The 23,867-nt window shown below is 32.8% G+C and carries 16 protein-coding genes; 12 read left to right on the top strand and 4 right to left on the bottom strand.

Annotated elements, in window-relative coordinates; all coding sequences use genetic code 11:
• Positions 1-277: 277 nt before the first annotated feature.
• From glpA to glpC, 3 genes are read left to right on the top strand one after another with little or no spacing between them, the layout of a single operon-like run.
• Positions 278-1,939, top strand: a complete 1,662-nt coding sequence (gene glpA, locus GYM73_RS09840; RefSeq protein WP_220233730.1) for an anaerobic glycerol-3-phosphate dehydrogenase subunit A — start codon at positions 278-280, stop codon at positions 1,937-1,939.
• Positions 1,929-3,209 carry a glycerol-3-phosphate dehydrogenase subunit GlpB gene (gene glpB, locus GYM73_RS09835; RefSeq protein ID WP_220233729.1) on the top strand — a complete coding sequence of 427 codons (1,281 nt, stop codon included), beginning with the start codon at positions 1,929-1,931 and terminating at the stop codon, positions 3,207-3,209. The genes glpA and glpB overlap by 11 nt, the downstream gene beginning before the upstream one ends.
• Positions 3,190-4,404, top strand: coding sequence for an anaerobic glycerol-3-phosphate dehydrogenase subunit GlpC (gene glpC / locus GYM73_RS09830; protein ID WP_220233728.1), 1,215 nt, complete (start codon positions 3,190-3,192; stop codon positions 4,402-4,404). Before glpB ends, glpC begins: the two co-directional genes overlap by 20 nt.
• Before the next feature lie 67 nt (positions 4,405-4,471).
• Here the strand turns inward: glpC and GYM73_RS09825 are convergent, their stop codons facing one another.
• Positions 4,472-5,239: a DeoR/GlpR family DNA-binding transcription regulator gene (locus GYM73_RS09825; protein ID WP_105296437.1), complete on the bottom strand. Its 768-nt coding sequence runs from the start codon at positions 5,237-5,239 to the stop codon at positions 4,472-4,474.
• Positions 5,240-5,528: 289 nt separating this feature from the next.
• Here GYM73_RS09825 and GYM73_RS09820 point away from each other — a divergent pair, with 289 nt between their 5' ends.
• The 8 genes from GYM73_RS09820 (at position 5,529) to GYM73_RS09785 (ending at position 18,113) form a co-directional block, all read left to right on the top strand.
• Positions 5,529-7,103, top strand: a complete 1,575-nt coding sequence (locus tag GYM73_RS09820) for a glycerol-3-phosphate dehydrogenase/oxidase (protein ID WP_220233727.1) — start codon at positions 5,529-5,531, stop codon at positions 7,101-7,103.
• A gap of 61 nt (positions 7,104-7,164) precedes the next feature.
• Positions 7,165-8,523 carry a phosphoglycerate transporter protein PgtP gene (pgtP, locus tag GYM73_RS09815; RefSeq protein WP_160542972.1) on the top strand — a complete coding sequence of 453 codons (1,359 nt, stop codon included), beginning with the start codon at positions 7,165-7,167 and terminating at the stop codon, positions 8,521-8,523.
• A gap of 330 nt (positions 8,524-8,853) precedes the next feature.
• Positions 8,854-10,080 carry a glycerophosphodiester phosphodiesterase family protein gene (locus GYM73_RS09810; RefSeq protein WP_220233726.1) on the top strand — a complete coding sequence of 409 codons (1,227 nt, stop codon included), beginning with the start codon at positions 8,854-8,856 and terminating at the stop codon, positions 10,078-10,080.
• 327 nt (positions 10,081-10,407) lie between these two features.
• Complete coding sequence (locus GYM73_RS09805; protein ID WP_220233725.1) at positions 10,408-11,271, top strand: hypothetical protein; 864 nt, start codon at positions 10,408-10,410, stop codon at positions 11,269-11,271.
• Positions 11,272-11,391: 120 nt separating this feature from the next.
• A complete protein-coding gene (locus GYM73_RS09800) occupies positions 11,392-12,699 on the top strand; it encodes a hypothetical protein (RefSeq protein ID WP_160542969.1) in 1,308 nt (435 codons plus the stop codon).
• Positions 12,700-12,827: 128 nt separating this feature from the next.
• A complete protein-coding gene (glpK, locus tag GYM73_RS09795) occupies positions 12,828-14,333 on the top strand; it encodes a glycerol kinase GlpK (RefSeq protein WP_105296443.1) in 1,506 nt (501 codons plus the stop codon).
• Positions 14,334-14,810: 477 nt separating this feature from the next.
• A complete protein-coding gene (locus tag GYM73_RS09790; RefSeq protein WP_220233724.1) occupies positions 14,811-15,560 on the top strand; it encodes a hypothetical protein in 750 nt (249 codons plus the stop codon).
• A gap of 177 nt (positions 15,561-15,737) precedes the next feature.
• Positions 15,738-18,113, top strand: a complete 2,376-nt coding sequence (locus tag GYM73_RS09785) for a hypothetical protein (protein ID WP_220233723.1) — start codon at positions 15,738-15,740, stop codon at positions 18,111-18,113.
• 66 nt (positions 18,114-18,179) lie between these two features.
• Here the strand turns inward: GYM73_RS09785 and GYM73_RS09780 are convergent, their stop codons facing one another.
• From GYM73_RS09780 to GYM73_RS09770, 3 genes are all read right to left on the bottom strand, one after another.
• Positions 18,180-19,154 (bottom strand): D-glycerate dehydrogenase, encoded by a 975-nt coding sequence (locus tag GYM73_RS09780; protein ID WP_220233722.1) that lies wholly within the window; start codon positions 19,152-19,154, stop codon positions 18,180-18,182.
• Between the two features lie 67 nt (positions 19,155-19,221).
• Positions 19,222-19,941: a 3-ketoacyl-ACP reductase gene (locus GYM73_RS09775; protein WP_160542965.1), complete on the bottom strand. Its 720-nt coding sequence runs from the start codon at positions 19,939-19,941 to the stop codon at positions 19,222-19,224.
• Between the two features lie 19 nt (positions 19,942-19,960).
• A complete protein-coding gene (locus tag GYM73_RS09770; RefSeq protein ID WP_105296448.1) occupies positions 19,961-20,944 on the bottom strand; it encodes an aldo/keto reductase in 984 nt (327 codons plus the stop codon).
• Between the two features lie 572 nt (positions 20,945-21,516).
• Between GYM73_RS09770 and GYM73_RS09765 the strand changes: the two genes are divergently transcribed.
• A complete protein-coding gene (locus GYM73_RS09765; RefSeq protein WP_160542964.1) occupies positions 21,517-23,709 on the top strand; it encodes a glutamine synthetase III in 2,193 nt (730 codons plus the stop codon).
• Positions 23,710-23,867 lie beyond the last annotated feature (158 nt).

The following is a 23,867-nucleotide window of genomic DNA, read 5'->3' as shown; positions in this document are numbered from 1 at the left end:
GTTTTAAAACCGCTTTTTAAGATAAAAACAAAAGTAATAGTAGGCCCTATTAGAAAATTTTTCTAAAAATTTTCATCATAATAATTTGTAAATAAATTTTAATTAATTAAAACTTTTACAATTAATTAAGTAATAATTAATCTAATTCATCAATCATATATTGATAAGAAAAAATTATCTTATCTGTTTTTTAAAAAAATGATTAATATCAGAATAGTAACTCCATATTGTTTCGTTTTCTTTCGTAATTTTGCTACTAAAATAAAACCAAACATTTGTGAAAACAGAATTATCTAATTCTAGTAAAACTAACACTTGGGATGTAATTGTTATCGGAGGAGGTGCGACCGGTGCCGGAACTGCCCGAGATTGTGCAAGGAGAGGATTGCGTACGCTTATGTTAGAGCGTCACGATATAGCTACAGGAGCTACGGGAAGAAATCACGGATTATTACATAGCGGCAGCCGTTATGCGGTTACTGATAGAGAATCCGCTGAAGAATGTATCAAAGAAAATATGATCTTAAAACGTATCGCCAGCCATTGTGTTGAAAAAACAGACGGTCTTTTTTTAACCTTACCGGAAGACGATATTGCTTTTCAATCTAAATTTATAGAGGCTTGCCATACTGCAGGAATTGATGCTAAGGCCATAGACCCTAAAGAGGCATTACATTTAGAGCCTTCTGCGAATTCTTCCATAATCGGTGCAGTAGTTGTACCGGATGGAACTGTAGATCCGTTCCGTTTAACTCTTTCTAATATAGTAGATGCTAAACAACATGGAGCAACCATTGAAACCTACCATGAAGTTTTAGGATTAATTAAAGAGCAGAACAGGGTTATCGGAGTAAAAGTTTATGATCATATAACCAAACAGGAAAAAAATTTATACGCTTCTGTAGTAGTAAATGCCGGAGGAATATGGGGGCAAAAAATTGCGGAGTATGCTGATTTAAAAATAAAAATGTTTCCTGCTAAAGGATCGCTTCTTATTTTTGGACACAGAGTTAACAATATGGTATTAAACCGTTGCCGTAAACCTGCGGATTCTGATATTCTCGTACCCGGAGACACCATTTGTTTAATAGGTACAACTTCCACCCATGTCCCTTACGAAGAAATTGACAACATGTATGTTACTCCTGAAGAAGTAGACATCTTAATCCGTGAAGGTGGAAAACTATCCCCTACCCTGCTTCAAACCCGAATATTACGTGGGTATGCAGGAGTGCGACCATTAGTAGCTTCCGATGATGATCCTACAGGACGTAATGTTAGCCGAGGTATCGTTTTATTAGACCATGCTACAAGAGATGGCCTGGAAGGTTTTATCACCATTACCGGTGGTAAATTAATGACGTACCGATTAATGGCTGAATGGGCTACAGACTTAGTATGTAAAAAATTAAATAATACAACTCCTTGTACAACCGCTGAATCCAATCTTCCGGGATCTCAACAAAGTACTGAAGAAATAAATCAAAAAATGACTTCAGTACCAACTACCATACGTAAATCTGCCATTTACAGATTGGGAGATATGGCAGAGAATTTAAAAGCAAACAAGGTTACGGAAAATAGTTTAGTTTGCGAATGTGAGGAAGTATCTGTCGGAGAAGTCGAATATGCTATTAATGAATTACATGTCAACAATCTAATTGATCTTCGTAGAAGAACTCGTGTTGGCATGGGAACCTGTCAAGGAGAACTTTGTGCCTGTAGAGCAGCCGGATTAATGAACCATTATCAAGTTTTAAGCCCGGATAAATCTAAAGAAGATTTAACCATTTTCCTTAATGAAAGATGGAAAGGTATACGTCCTATTGCCTGGGGAGATACTTTAAGAGAAAGTGAATTTACCAGTTGGGTTTATGAAGGAGTATGCGGATTAGATATGACACAAGAACAAATTAAAAAAGCAAAAGATGAAATTTGATACAGTAATAGTAGGAGGTGGTTTAACCGGATTGGTTGGTGGAATTAGATTAATGCAGAAAGGGCAAAAATGCGCTATTATCTCTTCCGGACAAAGTGCTTTACATTTTTTTTCAGGTTCTTTCGATTTGTTAAACAATCTTCCGGACGGAACGCCTGTTAATAACCCGGAAGCTTGCCTATCAGAACTTTCTAAACAAGCGCCGAATCATCCATATACCAAAATGGGCGAATCTAAATTTAAAGAATTAGCCCAAGAAGCTAAAAATTTTCTAAATGGAATTGGAATAAAAATCCAAGGGTCTTCAACTAAAAATCATTATCGAATTACCCCTATGGGTATGATAAAACCCACTTGGTTAACCATGCCAAATTTTGCTTTTTTTGAAGATGGAAAATTTCCGATTAAAAAAGCGGCAATTATAAATGTTGAGGGATTTTTAGATTTTAATCCTGATTTTATTTCCGAAGCATTTAAAAAAATAGGTGTGGAAACTACCATCAACTATTTCAACTTACCGGAATTAAATACAATCAGAAAAAATCCGAGCGAATTTAGATCTACTAACCTGTCCTTTGTATTTGACAAAGAAGCTAACCAAGATCTTCTGGCTAAAATTCTCACTGAAAAAAGTCAAGGATGCGATGCTATTATTTTCCCTGATTGTATTGGCTTTAGAAATGCGGATGTATTACCTAAACTCATTCAAAAGGTAGGAAAACCTATATATTTAATACCGACCTTCCCTCCTTCCCTAGTGGGTGTTAGTACTCAATTATATCTAAAAGATTATTTCACAAAATTGGGCGGTATTTTTATGCTGGGAGATAGCGTAACCCATGCCAACATTGAAGGAAATCAAGTTACCGAATTATATACACTCAACCACGGAAATATTCCAATTTCTGCCAAAAACGTAATACTTTCTTCCGGAAGCTTTTTTAGTCAAGGATTATTAGCTGATAGTAAACAAGTTTATGAACCTGTATTTGACCTTGATGCGGATTATTTACAAGATCGAGCAGATTGGTATAATAGTAATTTATTTGAAAAGCAAAATTATCAACAGTTTGGTGTTAAAACTGACAAAAATTTTCACGGTATAAAAAACGATATGCCTATCGATAATTTATATGTGGCAGGTGCCATTCTTAGTGGGTTCAATCCATTAAAAGAAGGATGCGGTGCAGGTGTTTCCTTTTTATCCGCATTATATGTAGCTGAACAAATTTTAATCAAAGAAAAGACCTATGAACCTATTGCTCAATAAAAGTGAAAATAATTTCGAACAATGCATTAAATGTACGATCTGTACGGTGTATTGTCCCGTATCCAAAGTAAATCCCGATTATCCGGGGCCAAAACATTCTGGCCCTGATGGAGAAAGATTACGTTTAAAAGACCCTGAATTTTATGACGAATCTTTAAAATATTGTATTAACTGCAAAAGATGTGAAGTTGCTTGTCCATCTAACGTTAAGATTGGAGATATAATCCAGATGGCTCGCATTAAATACAGCAAGAAAAAACCTATTTTAAGAGATGTAATTCTTGCTCACACGGACTTTATGGGTACACTGGCTACTCCATTTGCTCCTATTGTGAATGCAATGACTTCTTTTAAACCGGTTAAAAGCTTAATTGAGCCTATCTTAAAAATAGATAAGAGAAGAAGCCTTCCCAAATATTCATTCGGTACGTTCAGAAGTTGGTACAAAAATGTTGCTGAAGAACAAAAAAAATATCCAACACAAGTATCTTATTTTCACGGTTGTTATGTAAATTATAATAATCCGCAGCTTGGAAAGGATATGATCAAAGTTCTTAACTCATTGAACATAGGGATTCAACTTCTTGAAAAAGAAAGATGTTGTGGTATTGCTTTAATATCAAACGGTTTTATAGATAAAGCTAAGAAAAACGCGACCATCGATGAAGCTGAAATTCGCAAATCCGTAATAGACAAAAAACTTCCGGTAATCACTACTTCTTCTTCCTGTACGTTTACTGTACGTGATGAACATTCTCATCTTTTGGGAGTAGATAATAGTTCCGTTAAAGATCAAGTAGAATTAGCTACTCGATACATTTACCGATTACTGAGTTCTTCTGACACTAAACTTAAGTTTAAAAATAAACCTTTAAAAATTGCGTATCATACCCCTTGTCACATGGCAAAATTAGGATGGACGTATTATTCCGTTGAATTGTTAAAAATTATACCAAATGTAGAAGTAACCGTTTTGGAATCTAATTGTTGCGGAATTGCCGGAACTTTTGGATTTAAAAAAGAAAATCACGAAGTTTCTAAAAAAATTGGTGATCCATTATTTAATCAAATTGAAACGGGAGGTTTCGATCTTGTTGCAACCGATTGCGAAACTTGTAAATGGCAAATTGAAATGTTTACCACTAAAAAATGTGAACATCCCCTTAGTATAATTGCCAATGCATTAGAGGATTGATATTATATTTTCAGTAAAAAACCCTTATGAAAAATCATAAGGGTTTTTTTTATAAACAAATCAAAATTTATTTGGCTACAATTACTTCTATTCCGTTATCTTCTAAAGTGGTAAGATCTTTTTCCGTAATATCATTATCTGTAATTAAAACATCTACTTTATCCAGAGAACAAATCTGACCAAACCCTCTTTTATTTATTTTAGTTGAATCAGCCAATACTATGACTTTCTCCGATTGCTCTATCATTACTTTATTAAGATGGGCTTCTGTTGAATTGGAGGTTGAAAGACCAAAGTCCAGGTCTATGCCATCTATTCCCAAAAACAATTTATTACATGAAAATTTTTTTAATTCAGATTCTGCTAAAGATCCTATTACGGAAATGGAGCTTTTCCTTAGATTTCCCCCCAGCTGAATTACATCAATAAAAGAATCCTTACTCAACTCCATTGATACACTTAACGAAGAGGTAATGATCGTTAATTTTTCATATCCTGAAATGATTTTTGCTAAATAATATACAGTAGTTCCTGAAGCTAGAATAATAAAATCCTGATCGTTAACGAACTTAAGTGCAGCTTTCGCTATTTTTTGTTTTTGCATTACTTGCACAAATTCTTTTTCGTTAATATTTTTTTCGAAAGCATAGAGAGGTTGCTTACTTGCTCCACCATGTGTTCTATATAAAAGACCGGTATTTTCCAAATATTGAAGATCCTTTCTGATAGTAACCGCCGAAACATTTAATTTTTCACAAAGCTCATTTACTTTAGTGAAATTATGCTCATCTAATTCATCGATAATAAGTTGCTGCCTTCTATTAAGCTTAATCATGATCAGGAATTTTTGAAAGTTTAAAGTTAAGAATAAAATCTAAATCTTTATTGCATTTTATCAATATGTCAATTAAATTATCATTAACAACTATACAGTCAATAAATTATTTTATTTTTATTCCATTAATTAATAGCCTGCAGCTTTATTTTATCAAATTTTTAACTAAAATTTATAGGATTTTCAACAGAAAATTGTATATTAAAAAATTTCATACTGTTTCGTATTGTTTTTTTTGTAATTTTACCGACAACAGAAAAGAAGCAAAAAACAATTAAATTAAAACAAAATGAAACGAAGTGATCAATTATCAAAACTAAATACAAATTCTGAATGGGATGTAATTATAATTGGTGGCGGTTCAAGTGGTTTGGGAGCAGCTGTAGATGCAGCAACAAGAGGATATAAAACCGTTTTATTTGAAGCTCATGATTTTGCAAAAGCAACATCAAGTCGTTCTACAAAATTACTTCATGGAGGTGTTCGATATTTAGCACAAGGAGATATTGCCTTAGTAAAAGAGGCACTAAGAGAAAGAGGTCTTTTGGAAAGAAATGCCAGTCACCTTGCAAAAAAACAAGTTTTTGTTATACCTAACTATAAATGGATAGATGGTCCTTTTTACACCATAGGGCTAAAAATATATGATATGCTTTCGAAAAAACTTAGCTTAGGAAAATCAGAGCATATCAGTAAAAGCAAAGCGCTTGAAATGCTACCTACTATGGAACCTAACGGTCTACATGGAGGAGTAATATATTACGATGGACAGTTTGACGATTCTCGTATGGCTGTAAATCTTGCCCAAACTGCTGTAGAAAATGGGGGAGCCATCTTAAACTATATGAAAGTAACCGGTTTAATCAAAGATGATAAAAACCAAATTACAGGTGTAAAAGTAAAAGACGAAATTAACGGTACCGAATACGAAGTAAAAGGAAAGGTAGTATTAAATGCCACCGGTGTATTTACTAATGATATTCTTAATATGAATGATCCTAATCATAAAAAAACAGTTGTTCCAAGTCAAGGGATCCACTTAGTATTAGACAAATCATTCTTACCGGGAGATAATGCTTTGATGATTCCTAAAACCAGTGACGGAAGGGTATTATTTGCCGTTCCATGGCATAACAGACTAGTGGTAGGTACCACAGATGTGTTAGTTGATCACCCAAGTTTAGAGCCTAGAGCTTTGGAACAAGAAATTGAATTTGTACTTAATACAGCATCTCAATATCTTGTTAAAAAACCTACTCGAAAAGACGTATTATCCATTTTTGCGGGACAAAGACCATTAGCGGCTCCTGACAAAGAAGGTGGAAGCACTAAAGAAGTATCTAGAAATCATAAAATTTTAGTGTCAGAAACCGGATTATTAAGTATAATCGGTGGAAAATGGACAACCTTCCGACAAATGGCAGAAGACTTTATAGATAAAGCCATAGAGACCGGAAAAATTGATCGTAAACCTTGTAAAACAGTTAATCTTTCCATTCATGGGAATATGCCGGCAAATCAAGTAGACAGAACCAATCATTTATATGTTTATGGTTCCGATATACCGGCTATCAAAAAACTTCAGCAAGAAAATCCTGAATATGCAGAAAAAATCCATCCAAACCATGACTATACAAAAGCTGAAATTATATGGGCTGTTAGACAAGAGATGGCGCAAAAAGTTGAAGATATATTAGCCCGAAGAGTTCGACTATTATTTGTTGATGCGCGCGCTGCTATAGATGCAGCTGAATCGGTAGCAAAAATTATAGCTAACGAATTAGGATATGATGACAATTGGGTTGCTAAAGAAACTAAAGAGTTCCAAGATTTAGCCAAAGGATATTTATTAGTTAATTACTAAAATAAGTTGTCTATCATTTTTTCATTAAAAAAATAATTAACTCTATTATAAATTTAAAAAAATGTCAAATTTTTTAGCTCCACCTAAGCCTATTGAACGTAAGCCGGAATCGGAAGTTAAATCTTCCTATACGCAATTGAGGCTTCAGGTCTTCATAGGAATATTTATAGGATATGCCGCCTATTATCTTGTTAGAAAAAACTTTTCATTGGCTATGCCTTATTTAGTTGAAATGGGTTTTTCTAAATCAGACCTCGGAATTGCCTTTTCATTCAATGCTACTGCGTATGGTTTATCTAAGTTCATCATGGGTGGTATTTCAGATAGAAGTAATGCAAGAAAATTCCTTCCTTTAGGATTAATTTTAGCTGCGGTTTCAACCATTATAGCAGGAACTTCCATAGGAATGTATAATATTACCGTAATGGCCGTTTTCCAATTTTTAGTGGGTTGGTTCGGGGGTATGGGTTGGCCTCCCTGCGGACGAGTGATGACTCATTGGTTTTCTGTTAAAGAAAGGGGAACAAAAATGGCTATATGGAATTTAGCTCACAATGTTGGTGGTGGATTATTAGGTCAGGTAACCAAATGGGGAATTCTTTTCGCTTCATCTCTTAGTATGAGTGTTCTAAGCTGGAAAGTAGGAATGTTTTGGTTTCCTGCAGGAATTGCCATCTTAATCGCCATAATTTCTTATATTCTTATTCGTGACAATCCTCAAGCATGCGGCTTGCCGAGCATTGAAGAATATAAAAATGATTTCCCTCCTAATTATTCTAAAGATTCCGAAAAAGTATTATCAACTAAAGAAATATTTTTCAAATACGTTTTAAATAACAAAATGCTTTGGTTCGTTGCATTCGCAAACGCCTTTGTTTACTTTATCCGATACGGAGTACAAGACTGGGCTCCTACCTATCTTTCAGAAGTAAAAGGGTATTCCCAAAGTGATATCAGCAATGCCTATACCTATTATGAATTGGCTGCTATACCGGGAACCTTATTATGTGGTTGGGTTAGTGATAAGATATTTAAAGGGAAAAGAGCCATGACTACCATTATATTTATGTTATTGGTAATTGTATCAATAGTTGTGTATTGGCAAAATCCGGACAGTAAATTAGTTGATTTAATAGCATTAACTTCAATAGGATTCTTTATCTATGGTCCGGTGATGTTAATAGGTGTTCAAGCATTAGATTTAGCTCCTAAAAATGCAGCAGGAACTGCTGCAGGTCTTACCGGTTTCTTCGGTTATTTTATCGGTACTTCATTACTTGCTAATATAGTTATGGGAAAAGTAGTTGAATCCCTTGGATGGTCGGCAAGCTTCCAATTGTTAATTGGCAGCGGCATTTTATCCATTATATTTATGGCTTTCACTTACAAAAAAGAACAAGAATTGGATAAAAATAAATAACAATATAAAAATACATTCTTTTTCTGTTTTTAATAAGTTTTGATTGTGATAAAATTTTTTGGAATGAATTACAAATGGATGTATAAATCCATTACTGAATAAAAGCTCTGATTTAATTGAAAATTATTTGAAAAAAATAATGATTGATAAAAGATAAAACATGAGTTATAAAATAAGAGTTAAAAATTCTGTTTTAGATATGATGTAAATAGAGCCACCAATAAAATTTTTCACAATCAAAACCTATTAGCATTGAAAAGAAATACCATCAAGTAGCAAGATATCTCAAAAATTAAATTCAAACTAAATTCACTTTTTTATAATAGTTATATGAGAAATAATAAGCTGGTTACATTAGCATGTTTAAGTATGATAGCTTTATCATGCAGTAGCGATGATAACGCATCCACAAACAGTAAAGAAGAAATTCTTCATTTATCTCCTGAAATGCAAAAAGTAAGGGATTATGTTCCTGAAAATGCCGTAATAGGTCACAGAGGAACCTCTTATTGGGCACCGGAGTCTACAGAGTCCGCATATAGATGGGCGCGAAATATGGGCGCCGATTATTTGGAAGCTGATCTTCAAATTACCAAAGACAGCGTAATTTTAGTAGTGCATGACAATGTACTGACCCGAACGTCCAACATAAAAGATATCTATCCGGACAGAGCAACTCAACCTGCCTCTACCTTTACTTATGAAGAATTATTAAAGTTGGATGCCGGTACTTGGTTTAACCATGATAAAAATACATCACCCGACAGAGCCAGACCTAGCTTCTCCTCTCAAAAACAATATATCAGCACCTTGGAAGACTTACTAATGTTTGCACAAGGAAAACGTTTAAAAAGAGATTCTAACGGAGAAAGAATTTGGAAAAAAATAAACGGAAAATATACTTTTGAATATGAAGATGACCCAGCAGATAATGGAAACAGACCCGGAATTTATATTGAAACTAAAGAGCCCAGCTTAAATCCCGGAATAGAGCATGCTTTAGTTAAGGAATTGAATCGACATGGATGGAACATTATTGAAAAACCGGCTACAGAAACCGCCCATTTCAAAAACGGTAAAGTAAATGTCGGAAATACCAATGGAAAAGTTGTATTACAGACTTTTTCTCATAATAGCTTACTGATTTTAAAAGATTTATTTAAAGGAAAAATTCCAACCGCTTTATTATTTTGGAAAGGTACCGGGCCGGATGATATACATGATGATCAACAAGCCACTTATAAAAAACATATTAATTTCGGAATTGAAAATTTAGCACAGTTTATTGGTCCTTCTATTGCCGGAGGAACTCCACCCGACAATTGGCCGGAATTATTAAATCCTTGGCAAGCAGAATTAATACACCAATCAGGCATGAAAATACATCCTTATTCTTTCGATAATAAGGGACAAATGATTAAATATTTTTCTTTTTATGATGGAATGTTTACCAATCAATCGGATCTAACAATTCGTTTCTATCATGAAAAGCAACTCAGAGAAGGAGGACCGGCTTATCAAGATGCTAAAACTATATTGGCAGATTTAGGCTACTAAACAAAAAAATTATAGGTTATTTTCAATTTTATTACTTCGATATAGTTTAAATGTTGTTTTCTTAAGAAGTTTAACAAAATTGAAAATAACCCTTTCATCAAACAGTAAAAAACTACTTATCAAAATTTCACCTAATTAAAATTTAAAAATTAGATACGCGTCAATCGTTTACTATCACATTTCATTTTTTAATCAGATCCTATTAATAAAAATAATCTTATAAAAAAACACGAAGTAAAAAATCTAGCCATTAGTTGATCAATAAAGAATAAATAAACGAGTCAAAATAAAAAATAAAATAAATATTAACGTTACAAAAAAAAGATCATGAAAAAACTAATACTTGCACTATTAGTAGTTGGATTCACTTCCATGAATGCTCAAAAATTAGCAAAATCAGGGAGTAGCTACAAACTAAAAAAAGTTATTCCTGTTGAAGGAAGACAAGGTATTGCTATAGACAAAGATTACTACTATGTATCAAGCAGCACCGCTTTATTCAAATACGATAAAAATGGGAATCTAATTACAAAAAACGATAAACCATTTACCAAATTTGAAAAACAAGTAAATCATTTCGGAGATATCGATATTTATAATGGAGAAGTTTATACCGGAGTAGAATTTTTTGATTCAGGAGTTGTACGCAACATTCAAATTGCCGTTTACGATGCTGCAACTTTAGATTATAAATATTCTATAGACTTTGGAGAAATTGAACAACCGGAAGTTAGTGGTATTACTATTGACAGAAAGAACAACATTGCTTGGATGTCTGATTGGACTTCCGGATGGTATGTATATAAATATGATTTAAAAACTAGAAAATATATTGGTAAAGTTCATTTACAACCCTCTCCGCAATGGCAACAAGGGGTTTATCATATTGATGGAAAACTTTTAATAACTTCTGATGACGGGGATTCCGATATTCCTGAAGCAGATAATGTTTATATTGCTGACGTAAGCGATCCGAACCAAACTCGTGCGGAAGTTTCATTATTTAGATCAATTCCTGAATTTAAAAGAGCCGGAGAAATTGAAGGTCTTTCAATTGATCCTGTAACCAATGACCTTGTTATCCTTAATAATAGAGGAGCAATCATTAAAATGGGTATGCCGTCCGGATTCTACCCAGGCTATGACAGAGAAATTCACGAATTGTATATTTTTGAAAAAACTAAAAAATAATTCTCTTTCGTTCCACTTATTAACATAAAAAGATAAGGCAAAGCATTAAATACCAAATCTTTGCCTTATTTCAACAACTACATTACGAAACCAATTAATTACTAAACAAAAACAACTAACATGAAATTTAAACGCAGTTTATCTCTTTTCTTTACGGCAGCATTTATTTTAGGCTATGGCCAAAAAGCCTCCCTGGATAAATTCCAACAAGACAGCGATTCTATTAAAAAAAGACCTTCACTTGTGGAACGTATGAACAGCGATAGCTCCCAACTTTCTCAAGGTATTAAGTTAAATTTTATTAAAGAATTAACGGGAGGAGATGAAAATAGCTTTACTCCTACTCTGAAATACGGAATCGGTATGGTTCTGGAAACTATTTACCAACAAGTTCCTAGTGAAAAAGGACCTCATAAAGAAGCAAATTCAAGCTATAATTTTCAACCGGCTGCATTCAAAATAGGATTCTTACATACAGATATGGCTATATCTCCTAAATTGAGCGCTAGCATAACTTGGAACTTACACGCAAGCAAAATTTCTGATGCTTTCATTAAATATAACTTCCATCCGTTGCTTAATTTACAGTTAGGACGTTTTAAAGGAGCCGGAAACAGAGCTGCTAATGAAACATCTGCTTATGACTTAGATTTAGCCGACTTTACTTATACATCTGAAAATCAAAGTGCTGCTCAAGGAGCTCCTGATTTAAGACATTATGGTATTAACGTTTCAGGTAACGTTAAAAATTTTGTACGTTACGCCTTCTTTTTGCATAATAGCGACAGCAATCGAGACAGATATTGGTCTTCATTCAACGATGGTCCATCGGAAGGACAAGGAAACCACGGTTTAGAATTTAAAAGCTGGGATGCATCCCTACGTTTTTTCCCTGTAAAAAATGTTGAATTCGGAGGTCATATGGGTGCTGTTAATCTTCCGGGAATGGGCTTTAAACAAGCTTGGGCTTATTCAGGGTTTTTATACTATATAAATCCTAACAAATACAAATTTAAATTTGATTACGGTACTTACAAAAATGTACGATTTACAAGCGTTGATGAAAATGGAAATACTATATTTGTAACCCCTAACAATATGGATTATACTAAACATGATTTTGTTAAGGTTAATAAGTTAGGTTACTCTTTATTAGCAGGATTTAATGTTACTCCAAAAATTGAACCTGTTGCAAGATTTGAATATTTCAATCAAGGAAATAAAGATATTTCCGGATTTGACTATGAAAAGCTTTACTTATATACTGCCGGGGTAAATTTTTATTTATACCCTAACAGTCCAAGAATGGCAAAAATTACAGCGTTCTATCAGCATAGAGCGGAAAAAGGTGGACCAAGCATTGCTAATGATTGGTTCGGATTGAGTTACCAAATCGTATTATACAATAATACGAAAGGAGTTTTTTAACATAATAAAAAACATATAAAATTTAAAATACATTTAAAAAAAGATCATTAAATTACTAATCATCCTATTTTAAATGTATTTTTTGTTTTATTTTATACGGACAAATTAAATAACTAAAATCAATAAAGATGAAAGAAAAATTCATTTTAGCTTTAGATCAGGGAACTACATCTTCCAGAGCTATTTTATTTAATCATGGAGGAGAAATAGTATCGGTTGCACAAAAAGATTATACCCAATACTTTCCAAAACCGGGATTAGTGGAACATCACCCTGAAGAAATTTGGTCTTCGCAAATGTCTGTTGCTGCCGAAGCAATAGCTAAAAAAGGTATATCCGGATTGGATATAGCTGCGATTGGTATTACCAACCAAAGGGAAACCACAATTGTATGGGACAGAGAAACCAGTGAAACCATTTACAATGCTATCGTTTGGCAAGACAGAAGAACTTCCAAATATTGTGATGAACTTAAAGAACAAGGTTTAACTGATATGATCAGAGAAAAAACCGGTTTAATACTGGATGCTTATTTCTCAGGGACAAAATTAAAATGGATATTGGACAACGTTCCGGGTGCAAGAGAAAAAGCTGAGCAAGGAAAACTTTGTTTTGGTACAGTTGATACTTGGTTGGTTTGGAAACTTACGAGAGGAAAAATGCACGTTACCGACGTTTCTAATGCTTCTCGTACCTTATTGTTTAATATTCATACTTTGGAATGGGATGAAGATTTATTAAAATTATTCAACATTCCTAAATCTATGCTTCCTGAAGTAAAACAAAGCAGTGAAGTGTATGGTGAAACCTCCACTACTCTATTCTCAACAAAAATTCCTATTTCAGGTATTGCCGGAGATCAACAAGCTGCTTTATTCGGCCAATTGTGTACTAATAAAGGAATGGCTAAGAATACATACGGTACAGGGTGTTTCTTATTAATGAATACAGGTGAAAAACCCGTTTTATCTAAAAATAATTTATTAACTACCATTGCGTGGAAAATTAATGGTAAAACTTATTATGCGCTTGAAGGTAGTGTATTCGTTGGTGGAGCGGTAGTTCAGTGGTTAAGAGACGGAGCTAAAATTGTTAAAACCTCTGCTGACACTGAAAATTTAGCTAAAACTGTTCCAGATAATGGAGGGGTATATTTTGTTCCTGCATTAACAGGCTTAGGTGCTCCGTACTGGGATCCCTATGCTCGTGGAGGAATTTTAGGAATTACCAGAGGTACTACCGATGGACACATTGCCAGAGCAACTTTAGAAGGTATTGCATACCAAGTGTATGATTTAATAAAAGCTATGGAAGCTGACTCCGGCGTTCATGAAATTGAACTTCGAGTTGACGGGGGGGCTTGTGCTAACAATTTAATGATGCAATTCCAATCTGATATTTTCGGATTTAATGTAATTAGACCTAAAACATTGGAAACAACCGCTCTAGGTGCTGCTTATTTAGCCGGATTAGCTGTTGGTTATTGGAAAAGCATTGATGAACTTCAAGCTCAACGATCTGTAGACCGTGTATTTACACCTGAAATGGATAAAGATAAAGCCGAACATTATTTAAAAGGTTGGAAAAGAGCGGTTAGCAGAGTACTTAATTGGGTTGATGATGAAGACAAATAAAGTTTTCACGCAAAGACTTACATTTACTATAAAATTATATAAAGCAAATAAAAGAAGTAATTAAATTAAATGCTTCTAAAAGTTCTTAACGTTGGTTTTTGTGATTTTTTGTAAAACTAATTACAATTGGAAACAGTAACTAACAATATAGTTTCTATGGATTGATTAATCATACCCATAAAATATAGATGGTTTTACTGATGCTAATTTTGAATGTAATAAAATTTTTCAGAATTCGGCATCTGTAAATCTATCTAAAAAATATATTATAAAATTTAGACAAGACAATTATCAGCTTTATAATAATCTCTAAAATATTTGTACTAAATATCCTATTTTTTTAATCTAATTGATACAAAAGTTTTAATATATTTCCGAATAATTAGTAATAAATTATATATTCCGGTAGAATATTTATATTTTTACATCCAAATTTCAATGCTGATTTAAAATAAAAACAAACTAAAATCCATTAATATGAAAAAAATTCTTATTTTACTTACAGTTCTTATATCTTCTATTTCATTATATAGTCAAGAAATAGAAAGATTAGATTTCAATCTTAGTTTACGATCTAACCACTTTTGGAGAGGTATAACTGTTACAGACGGTGCTATGGCCGACGTAGACATAAATTATGCTTTAGATCATAAAAAATATCTAAAATTGGGAGTTTGGGGCGGTATAGGTCTCGGGGATACAAACGGACAACACTATCATGAAATTAATTATTATTTACACTATAGTACGGGAAAATGGGGTGTCGGTGTATGGGATGTATTCAATTCTACCGGAAGATTAAAAGATGCTAAAGATAATGACATTTGGAATTATGATCACAAAACAACCGGACATCGATTTGATTTCAGAGGATATTTTGTTTTCTGTGACAGCTTTCCTTTAAAACTGGATTATGGAACTTCTTTTTACGGAGCAGACAGAAATGAAAAAGGAGATCAAAGATGGTCTACCTATACCGGACTAAATTATCCTATTATAAAAGGTAAAGTGGTGGATCTAGATATATTCTGCGGTGCTGCTTTTGGTCTTGCAGGAAAATCTAGCTTTTATGGTAATGAAAAACACGATTTCGACATTGTAAATGCCGGAATTACAGCTTCTAAAGATGTTACGGTTCTTGGATATAAATTACCTGTTTCTGCCACAGCCATGTGGAATCCTTCTCGCAAAGAAGCAAGAGTCCAAATCGCCACTTCTTTATTTTAATAAATATTTTTAATTCAGATATAAAAAAAGCCGGTTTATAATAAATCGGCTTTTTTAGTTATTAAAATACTTTAAACCATTTTTGTATAAAAAATAATTTTATAAATTTACGTTTTCAGTACAAGCTAAAAATTCGGATTTTTTAATCAATTGAAGCAAAAAAGATTATTTCTATAAATGCAAACATCTATAAGAAGAAACTTAGTTCTATTATTTTTTCTCTTTTATTCTCAACATCTTTTCTGTCAAATACACATTAAAATTGTAAATATTGAAACCAATCTACCTGTTGAAAAAGCTTTTATTTACAATGAATCAAATAGCCTGTTAGGATTTACCAATGCAGAAGGAATGATTACTTTAGATAGTAATATAAATAAAATAATCATTCGTGTTGATGGTTACTTGCCTAAAATAGAAATGATCGGCAAACTGGATAAAACTATTTATTTATTTAAAAAAATTAAAAAAAAGAGTGATCCAAAGGCTGTATCTATACTAAAAAAAGTATGGGAAAAGAGCAGTAAAAATAATGCTGATCATCTCAATGCGTATAAGTTTGATTCGTATGTAAAATTTACTTTAGACATGCCTTCTGATTCCGTTACTTATATTAATCATCCCAAAAGAAAACTGGATACTTTAAACAATAAATTAAAAGGATTTTTAGAAAAAAGCATGGTTTTTATTGGTGAAAGAACTATGCTTTATGAATATGATAAAAAATATGGTAAAAAAGCCATTGTAACAGCTTATAAAGCAGGAGGATTTAGTAATCCGCAATTTTTTAATTTTTCCATTGCAAAATCAATGGTTAATGATTATCCTGAAATGCTTAAGCCCAGGGAAACGCAGGGAACAATATCCCGATTGGTAGACAGTGTCTATATTAACAACAGAAAAACATATGTTATCTATACCTATTCTCATGGAAAAAGTGAAGCTCAATTTTACAAAAATCTAACTGTTTTTGTAGATTCTGAATCGTATGCGCTCGTAAAATTAATTGGCAATAATTCGAAAATCTCCAATATATACTACGAAATAACTTATGCTCCCTATGAAGGAATTTGGTATACAGAAGATGAATATATGAAGACGGAAATTTTAAGCAGTAATTTCATCAAAAAAATAAATAAACTACTGCCTAAGGGATTGCATTCTATAACTCGATTAACTACTACGGCAACCATAGATTCTCATGTAACCAATTTCACCAACGATGTTTCTTATACTGCTAATGACTTCAAAGGATATGAATATGTTATCTCAAAAGAAGTTTCCCACAATGCAGATGAAAAAATTTCAGCACTGCGAGACGATTCTTTAACTCATCGCGAAGCTACTACTTATAATGAATTATACCGCATATCAAAAGAATACAAACTGGAACCTAAATTACGATTTTTAAGAAAACTCACCGAGGGATATCTGGAATTGGGATTTTTTAATTTTGATGTATACAGTATATTCAGTCATAACCTGTATGAATCTTTCCGTTATCAACTAGGAGGACATACTAACCATAAATTCAGTAAAAATACTCGTATTGGAGGGTATATAGCTAAAGGAACTCGAGATGAGGAAGTTAAAGGAGGTGCAGATGTAACATTTTTTGTAAATAAGCACCAAGGTGGAGAATTATCTATAAAAGCAGAAACCGATGTGCTGCCGGTGGGAAGAACCAAAATTAAATATTTAACTCCAAAAGATGAGCTTACGGCTAAAACCAATAATATTTATAACGGTGATTATTTTAGCTATAGGAAAGTAGAATTGTCATATCAACAAGACTTTCTAAAAAATATTGATATTACTTTTGCGGTTGATTTCCAAAGACAACGGGTGAATTTTCATTATAAATTTAAAGATTACGATGAAAGTACTTGGTTTAATTATGTTAATACTGCCATACGTTTACGATATGCTCCCAATGTAAAATATATCGAATCAAATAACGGAAAATATACATTACAAGATAAGCCTCCTTATTATTATTTTACTTACGCTAAATCTTGGAAATTATTTGAAAACAGTACAGGTATTCATCGTTTATACCTCTCGGCTTTATATACTTTTTTGTCTAAATTAGGTAAAACTGAAATTATCGGGAATATAGGAGCCACTTTCGGAGATACTCCAATTATAAATTCTTTCGAGGGCAACGGGGTTGCGAAGCACGGAAACAGTATTTGGGGAAGATTTGCTTTTAAAGGCTTTCAAAGTTTTGAAACTATGAGACCTTCCTCCTTTTTTTCAGATAGATTTATTTCTTTTCAATTCACCCACCATTTCCGTCCTTTACGCGTAAGTGAATTTAAATCTCTACATTTTGCCATATTATACAATGGTCTTATAGGATGGATGCCGAATAAAGATGTTCATTCGCTTTTTGAATTCGATGTTCCTAAAGATTATTACCAGGAAGTTGGTTTTGAAGCAAATAAGCTATTATTAGGCCTGGTAGGTGTTGGCGTATATGCTCGTTTAGGTGCTTATAAAGTTGGAAATTTAGATCAAAATATGTCTATCAAGTTAACTATGGAATTATAATTTTCAAATAAACACATATAGATTTTACAAGCTCATACATTACTATAAATCAATATAATATTTTAATTATTTATATACTTCGGGATTAACGATGCAAGGTAATTTTTCTCCTTTTAAACCGGCAATAATATTTTTAGCACACAAAGCCGACATCGCATTTCGTGCTTCTATAGTTGCTGATCCGATATGAGGCGTAACCGCAACATTTTCCATGCATAATAAAGGGTTATCTGCTTTCATGGGTTCGGGATCTGTTACATCTAAACCGGCTCCCCAGATTTGACCTTCTTGGATGGCCTGTATTAAATCTTTTTCATTAATCATAGGACCTCTGGCCGTATTTATTAAAATAGATGTTTTCTTCATTTTTTTAAACGCTGAGGCATTAAAAATACCTTTATTTTCATCTGTTAAAGGCGCATGTAAACTTATTACATCCGATTGTTCCAATAATTCTTCAAAAGAAACATAATGCGCTCCTAATTCTTTTTCGGCTTCTTCTTGTTTATGCCTATTATTATAAAGTATATTCATCTCATATGCATTTTTACATTTTTGAGCCATCTTGATTCCTATACGTCCCATTCCAAATATGCCTAAGGTCTTTCCATTCAATTCTTGCCCTAAATATTCTACTGATAAAAAACCGGGCTTCCAATTTCCTTCGATTATTCTTCGATAATTAAAAAAAGCTTTTCTGGAAACATTCAACAGTAATAAGAAAGCAATGTCTGCCGTTGCATTACTGAGAACATCCGGGGTATTTCCCACTGGTATGCCCAAACGTGTGGCTGATTGGATATCGATATGATTATAACCAACCGAAAATGTGGAAATAACTTTCAAATTTGTAACTTCTTTAAAAAAACTTTCCGGCACAGGAGACATCACATTTATATATGCATCGGATTGTTTACATTTATCTATTAATTCTGCAAGGGTAATAGGTTCCGAATTTGTCCACATTTCGACCTCATAACCTGCCTTTTTCAGCATGTCTACTCCTACTTCCGGTATTTTGCCGGATATAAATACTTTCATCTATTTTTAATGTTAAAATAATAAAGTCCGGTACTATTAGCCGGACTTTATCTATGGGTTTATAATTTTAAGGGTTGGTTGACCATAAAGATGCATTTGCCAACAAGGCTCGTTTATTTAACTTAAGAATATCAACCACTAATTCTGCAAAATCTTCCGGCTGTAAAACTTTTTCCGGATTTCCATCCGTAATTTTTAATAATTTTACAGACATGTCTGATGCAATGGTACTTGGTGTAAGAGTTGTAACTCTTATGTTGTGCTTCCTCATCTCATACATCAATGATTCCGACAAGGATATTAAACCGGCTTTTGAAACACTATAGGCTGAAGTGTTTGCGCCCCCTTTTAATCCTGCCGTGGATGAAACATTAATAATATCTCCCCCTTTTTTTTCAATCATTGCAGGCAAAACTGCTCTTGACATGAAATAAGGTCCGAAAAGATTGGTTTGTACAATATTTTGCCACTGATCAACAGGCATATCCAAAAAACTTTGAAATGCTGAAATTCCCGCATTGTTGATCAAAATATCAAAGGATCCGAAACTGTTTTGTAATTTTTCCATTTCCGTTTCAACTTCTTTTTGATTGGAAACATCAAAAATTGAATATGCAGCTTTTATTCCTTTTCCTTCTAATTCCTTTACAGTTTCCTTAACTGTTTTTTCATCTCTTCCTGTAATAGCTACATCTACCCCTTCAGCAGCCAGAGCTAAAGCCACTGCTTTTCCTAATCCTCTATTTCCACCTGTAACTATTGCTTTTTTTCCTGTCAGTTTTTCCATAATAATTCTTTATATGATTTTATAATTTTGCTAATTCCGAATCGATAAAATCCATTTGTTCTTTGCTGATTTTTACTTCTGCAGCTTTTGCATTTTGTTTTGCTTGTTCAGCATTTCTTGCACCGGCCAAGGCTATGGTAATCCCCGGTTGTTCAGCAGTCCATTTTAATACTAACTGAGCCAGGGTTGCTCCTTGATCATCTGCTATATGTTTAATTTTAGCCAAGAAATCATCAATTCTTTTAATACTATCCGGTTGGTACATCTTCATATCCCTTCGGGCATCACCTTCTTCAAATTTATGATCCGGTTTAATTTTACCGGTTAATAATCCTCTTTCCATTGGACTATAAGCTAAGATAGACTTTTTATTTTTAATACAATAAGGAACTATATCTTTTTCTATTTTACGGTTTAACATACTATAAGGAACCTGATCGGAAAGTATTTTGCATGCTTTATTTGCTGCTTCAATTTGAGATGTAGAGCAATTACATACGGATGCATGACGTACTTTACCTTGCTCGATTAATTTTGCAACTGCTTCAAACGTTTCTTCTATGGGTGTAACGGTTTCCGGCCAGTGCAGTTGATATAGATCTATATAATCGGTTCCTAAACGTTTTAAACTTTGTTCACATTCATAGATAACACTTTCCTTTCCAGCATATTTATATATATCGATATCTTTTCCTGAATTGTCTTTACTGTGCATGGCTAAATCTCCTTTAGCTAAATCCCAACGCATTCCAAATTTAGTTAAAATTTGAACTTTATCTCTAGGAATTCCTTTAATAGCTTCTCCTACTATAGATTCACTGGTTCCCTGTCCGTATATAGGAGCCGTATCGATAGATGTTATTCCTGCATCGTGAGCTGATTTAATTGCTTCAACGGCAACTTTTCTTTCTGTTCCTCCCCACATCCATCCTCCGGCAGCCCAAGCTCCAAAAGTTATTACCGATAAAGATAAATCTGAATCGCCTATTTTTCTATGTTCCATGTTTTTTAGGTTTTTGATTAATTTTAATTATTGTTGTTATTTTTATCTTTTTAATCTTATCTTTTATAAGATTTATTTAAAATTATTAATGAAAATATTATACCAACGCAAGATTTTATAAACAAAAATTTTACAATTATCCAGTTTTTATAATTATTTTAAATATTCTATCTTTTTCAATTTTGTATCTCACATTTTATTTCATATAAAAACCGTATTAAAATATTTTACCTACTATACAGAGAAAAATTTATCCATTCGTAACGTATTACAAGTTAACTATTTATTAATAAGTTATCTATTTTTTTTCTTAATAAATCCCGATAAAAAATAATTGAATATAAAATAATTTATTTTTTATACATTCTGTTTTTATGACATTCTCATATTAGAATACTTATTACTTGTTTATTTTATTTTATTTATTAAAATTGAAGTTTTTTTTTGATAATATGTTAAGAATTCAATGAATGATTTATTAGAAAATTTCGTTAATAATGTATAAAAAATGAGGGTAATTTGATTTATTTTAATATTATATTTATATTTACCCTCTAAAAAAAATACCTTTTATGTCAACATTACGTTTTTATGCTTTAAAAAGGCTTCCTTATTTACAGCCTAAACATATAGAAATTCCAAAAAAATTATCTGAACTATATTGTGAAAATGTCTTTTCAGAATCCACCATGCGTGAATATCTGACTAAAGAGGCTTATCAAAGCATTTTAGATGCGATCAAATATGGAAAGAAAATCACAAGAGAAATTGCAGATCAGGTTGCTGTTTCCATGAAAGAATGGGCTATGTCTAAAGGTGCTACCCATTATACTCACTGGTTTCAACCTTTAACGGGAGAGACTGCTGAAAAGCATGATTCTTTTTTTAACCCTATTGGAGAAGGTCGGGCCATTGAAAGATTCAGCGGATCCTTATTAATTCAGCAAGAACCGGATGCTTCCAGCTTCCCTAATGGTGGAATACGTAATACATTCGAAGCAAGAGGTTATACCGCCTGGGATCCTACTTCACCTGCTTTCATTATTGATACAACCTTATGTATTCCTTCAATTTTTGTTTCTTATACCGGTGAGACTTTAGATTATAAAACTCCACTATTACGAGCATTACAATCGGTAGATGAAGCAGCTACTGAAGTATGTCAAGCCTATTTTGATAAAAATGTAAGCAAAGTTTATTCTACTTTGGGTTGGGAACAAGAATATTTTTTAGTGGATTCTTCACTTTTTCAAACTCGTCCGGATTTAGTTTTAACGGGAAGAACTCTTCTAGGTCATGCCCCTGCTAAAGGACAGCAACTCGAAGACCATTATTTCGGTTCTATTCCAACTCGCGTAAGAAATTTTATGAAAGAGTTGGAAATTGACTGTATGAGATTGGGTATACCTGTAACAACCAGACATAATGAAGTTGCTCCGAATCAATTTGAATTAGCTCCATTATTTGAAGAAGCTAACTTAGCGGTAGATCACAATTCATTATTAATGGATGTCATGAAAAAAGTAAGCCGCAGACACGGTTTAAGTATTTTATTTCATGAAAAACCATTTGATGGTGTTAACGGAAGCGGAAAACATAATAACTGGTCGCTTTCAACAGATACCGGAGAAAACTTATTGAGTCCCGGAAAGAATCCTAAGAAAAATCTCCAGTTCCTTACTTTTTTCATCAATACTATTAAGGCTGTTCATGACTATGGTGACTTATTACGTTCTTCAATTGCATCGGCAGGTAATGATCACAGGTTAGGTGCTAATGAAGCTCCTCCTGCTATTATTTCTATATTTATTGGATCTCAGTTAACCGCTGTTTTAGATGAATTGGAAAAAGTAACTAAAGGAAAACTTTCTCCGGATGAAAAGACTGATTTAAAATTAAATATTGTCGGAAAAATCCCTGAACTATTACTTGACAATACAGACCGTAACAGAACTTCGCCTTTTGCATTTACCGGAAATAAATTCGAATTCAGAGCAGTCGGATCTCAAGCAAATTGTGGTGAGCCTATGACCGTTTTAAACACTATAATGGCTTATCAATTACAAAAATTCAAAAAAGAGGTTGATGAATTGATTGCTAAAGGTCTTAAAAAAGATGAAGCAATATTTAATATTCTTCGTGACTATATTACTGAATCAAGATCTATATTATTTGAAGGAGACGGTTATAGTGAAGATTGGGTAAAAGAAGCGGAAAAAAGAGGATTGGAAAATAAAAAAACTACGCCTGAGGCATTAAAATTTGAATTAAACAAAAAATATATTGAGCCATTTGAAAAGCTAAATATTTTATCTCATAAGGAAATTGAAGCCAGAAATGAAATCAAATTGGAAAAATATTCTAAAATGATCTCTATTGAAGCTAAAGTATTAGGAGATATGGCTCGTAATCACATTGTTCCTGTGGCTGTTGATTATCAAACTAAATTGATTGAAAATGCAAAAGGATTAAAAGATATTTTTGGGGAAAATGAAATGAAGTCCATGTGTAAAGAGCAATTGGATCTTATTAAAAATATCTCTTCTCATATTACAGAAATTAAAAGCGGAGTAGATAAATTGTTTAAAGAAAGAGACAAGGCTATCGCTATTTCAGATCCTGCTAAACAAGCTGAAACTTTTTGTAATAAAGTTAAACCTTTATTTGATAAGATCAGAGAACATTCTGATGCGTTGGAAATGCTAATAGACAACGAAATGTGGCCATTAACAAAATATAGAGAATTACTTTTTACGTTAAGATAGGCTAAATTGATTTAATTTTCAATAGATATTTATTATAGAGAGGGTTGATGAATTATCAACCCTCTTTTTTTAATCTTTTTCTAAATATTTCTTTTATAAAATTGTAAATATAAACCACTATTTAAAAAACTTTTTTCCTTTATTTATAATGATTATAA

This window comes from Apibacter sp. ESL0432 (assembly GCF_019469225.1).
Lineage (GTDB): Bacteria > Bacteroidota > Bacteroidia > Flavobacteriales > Weeksellaceae > Apibacter.
The sequence above is the reverse complement of the archived record's forward strand: the minus strand, read 5'-3'. Positions and strand labels throughout refer to the sequence as shown.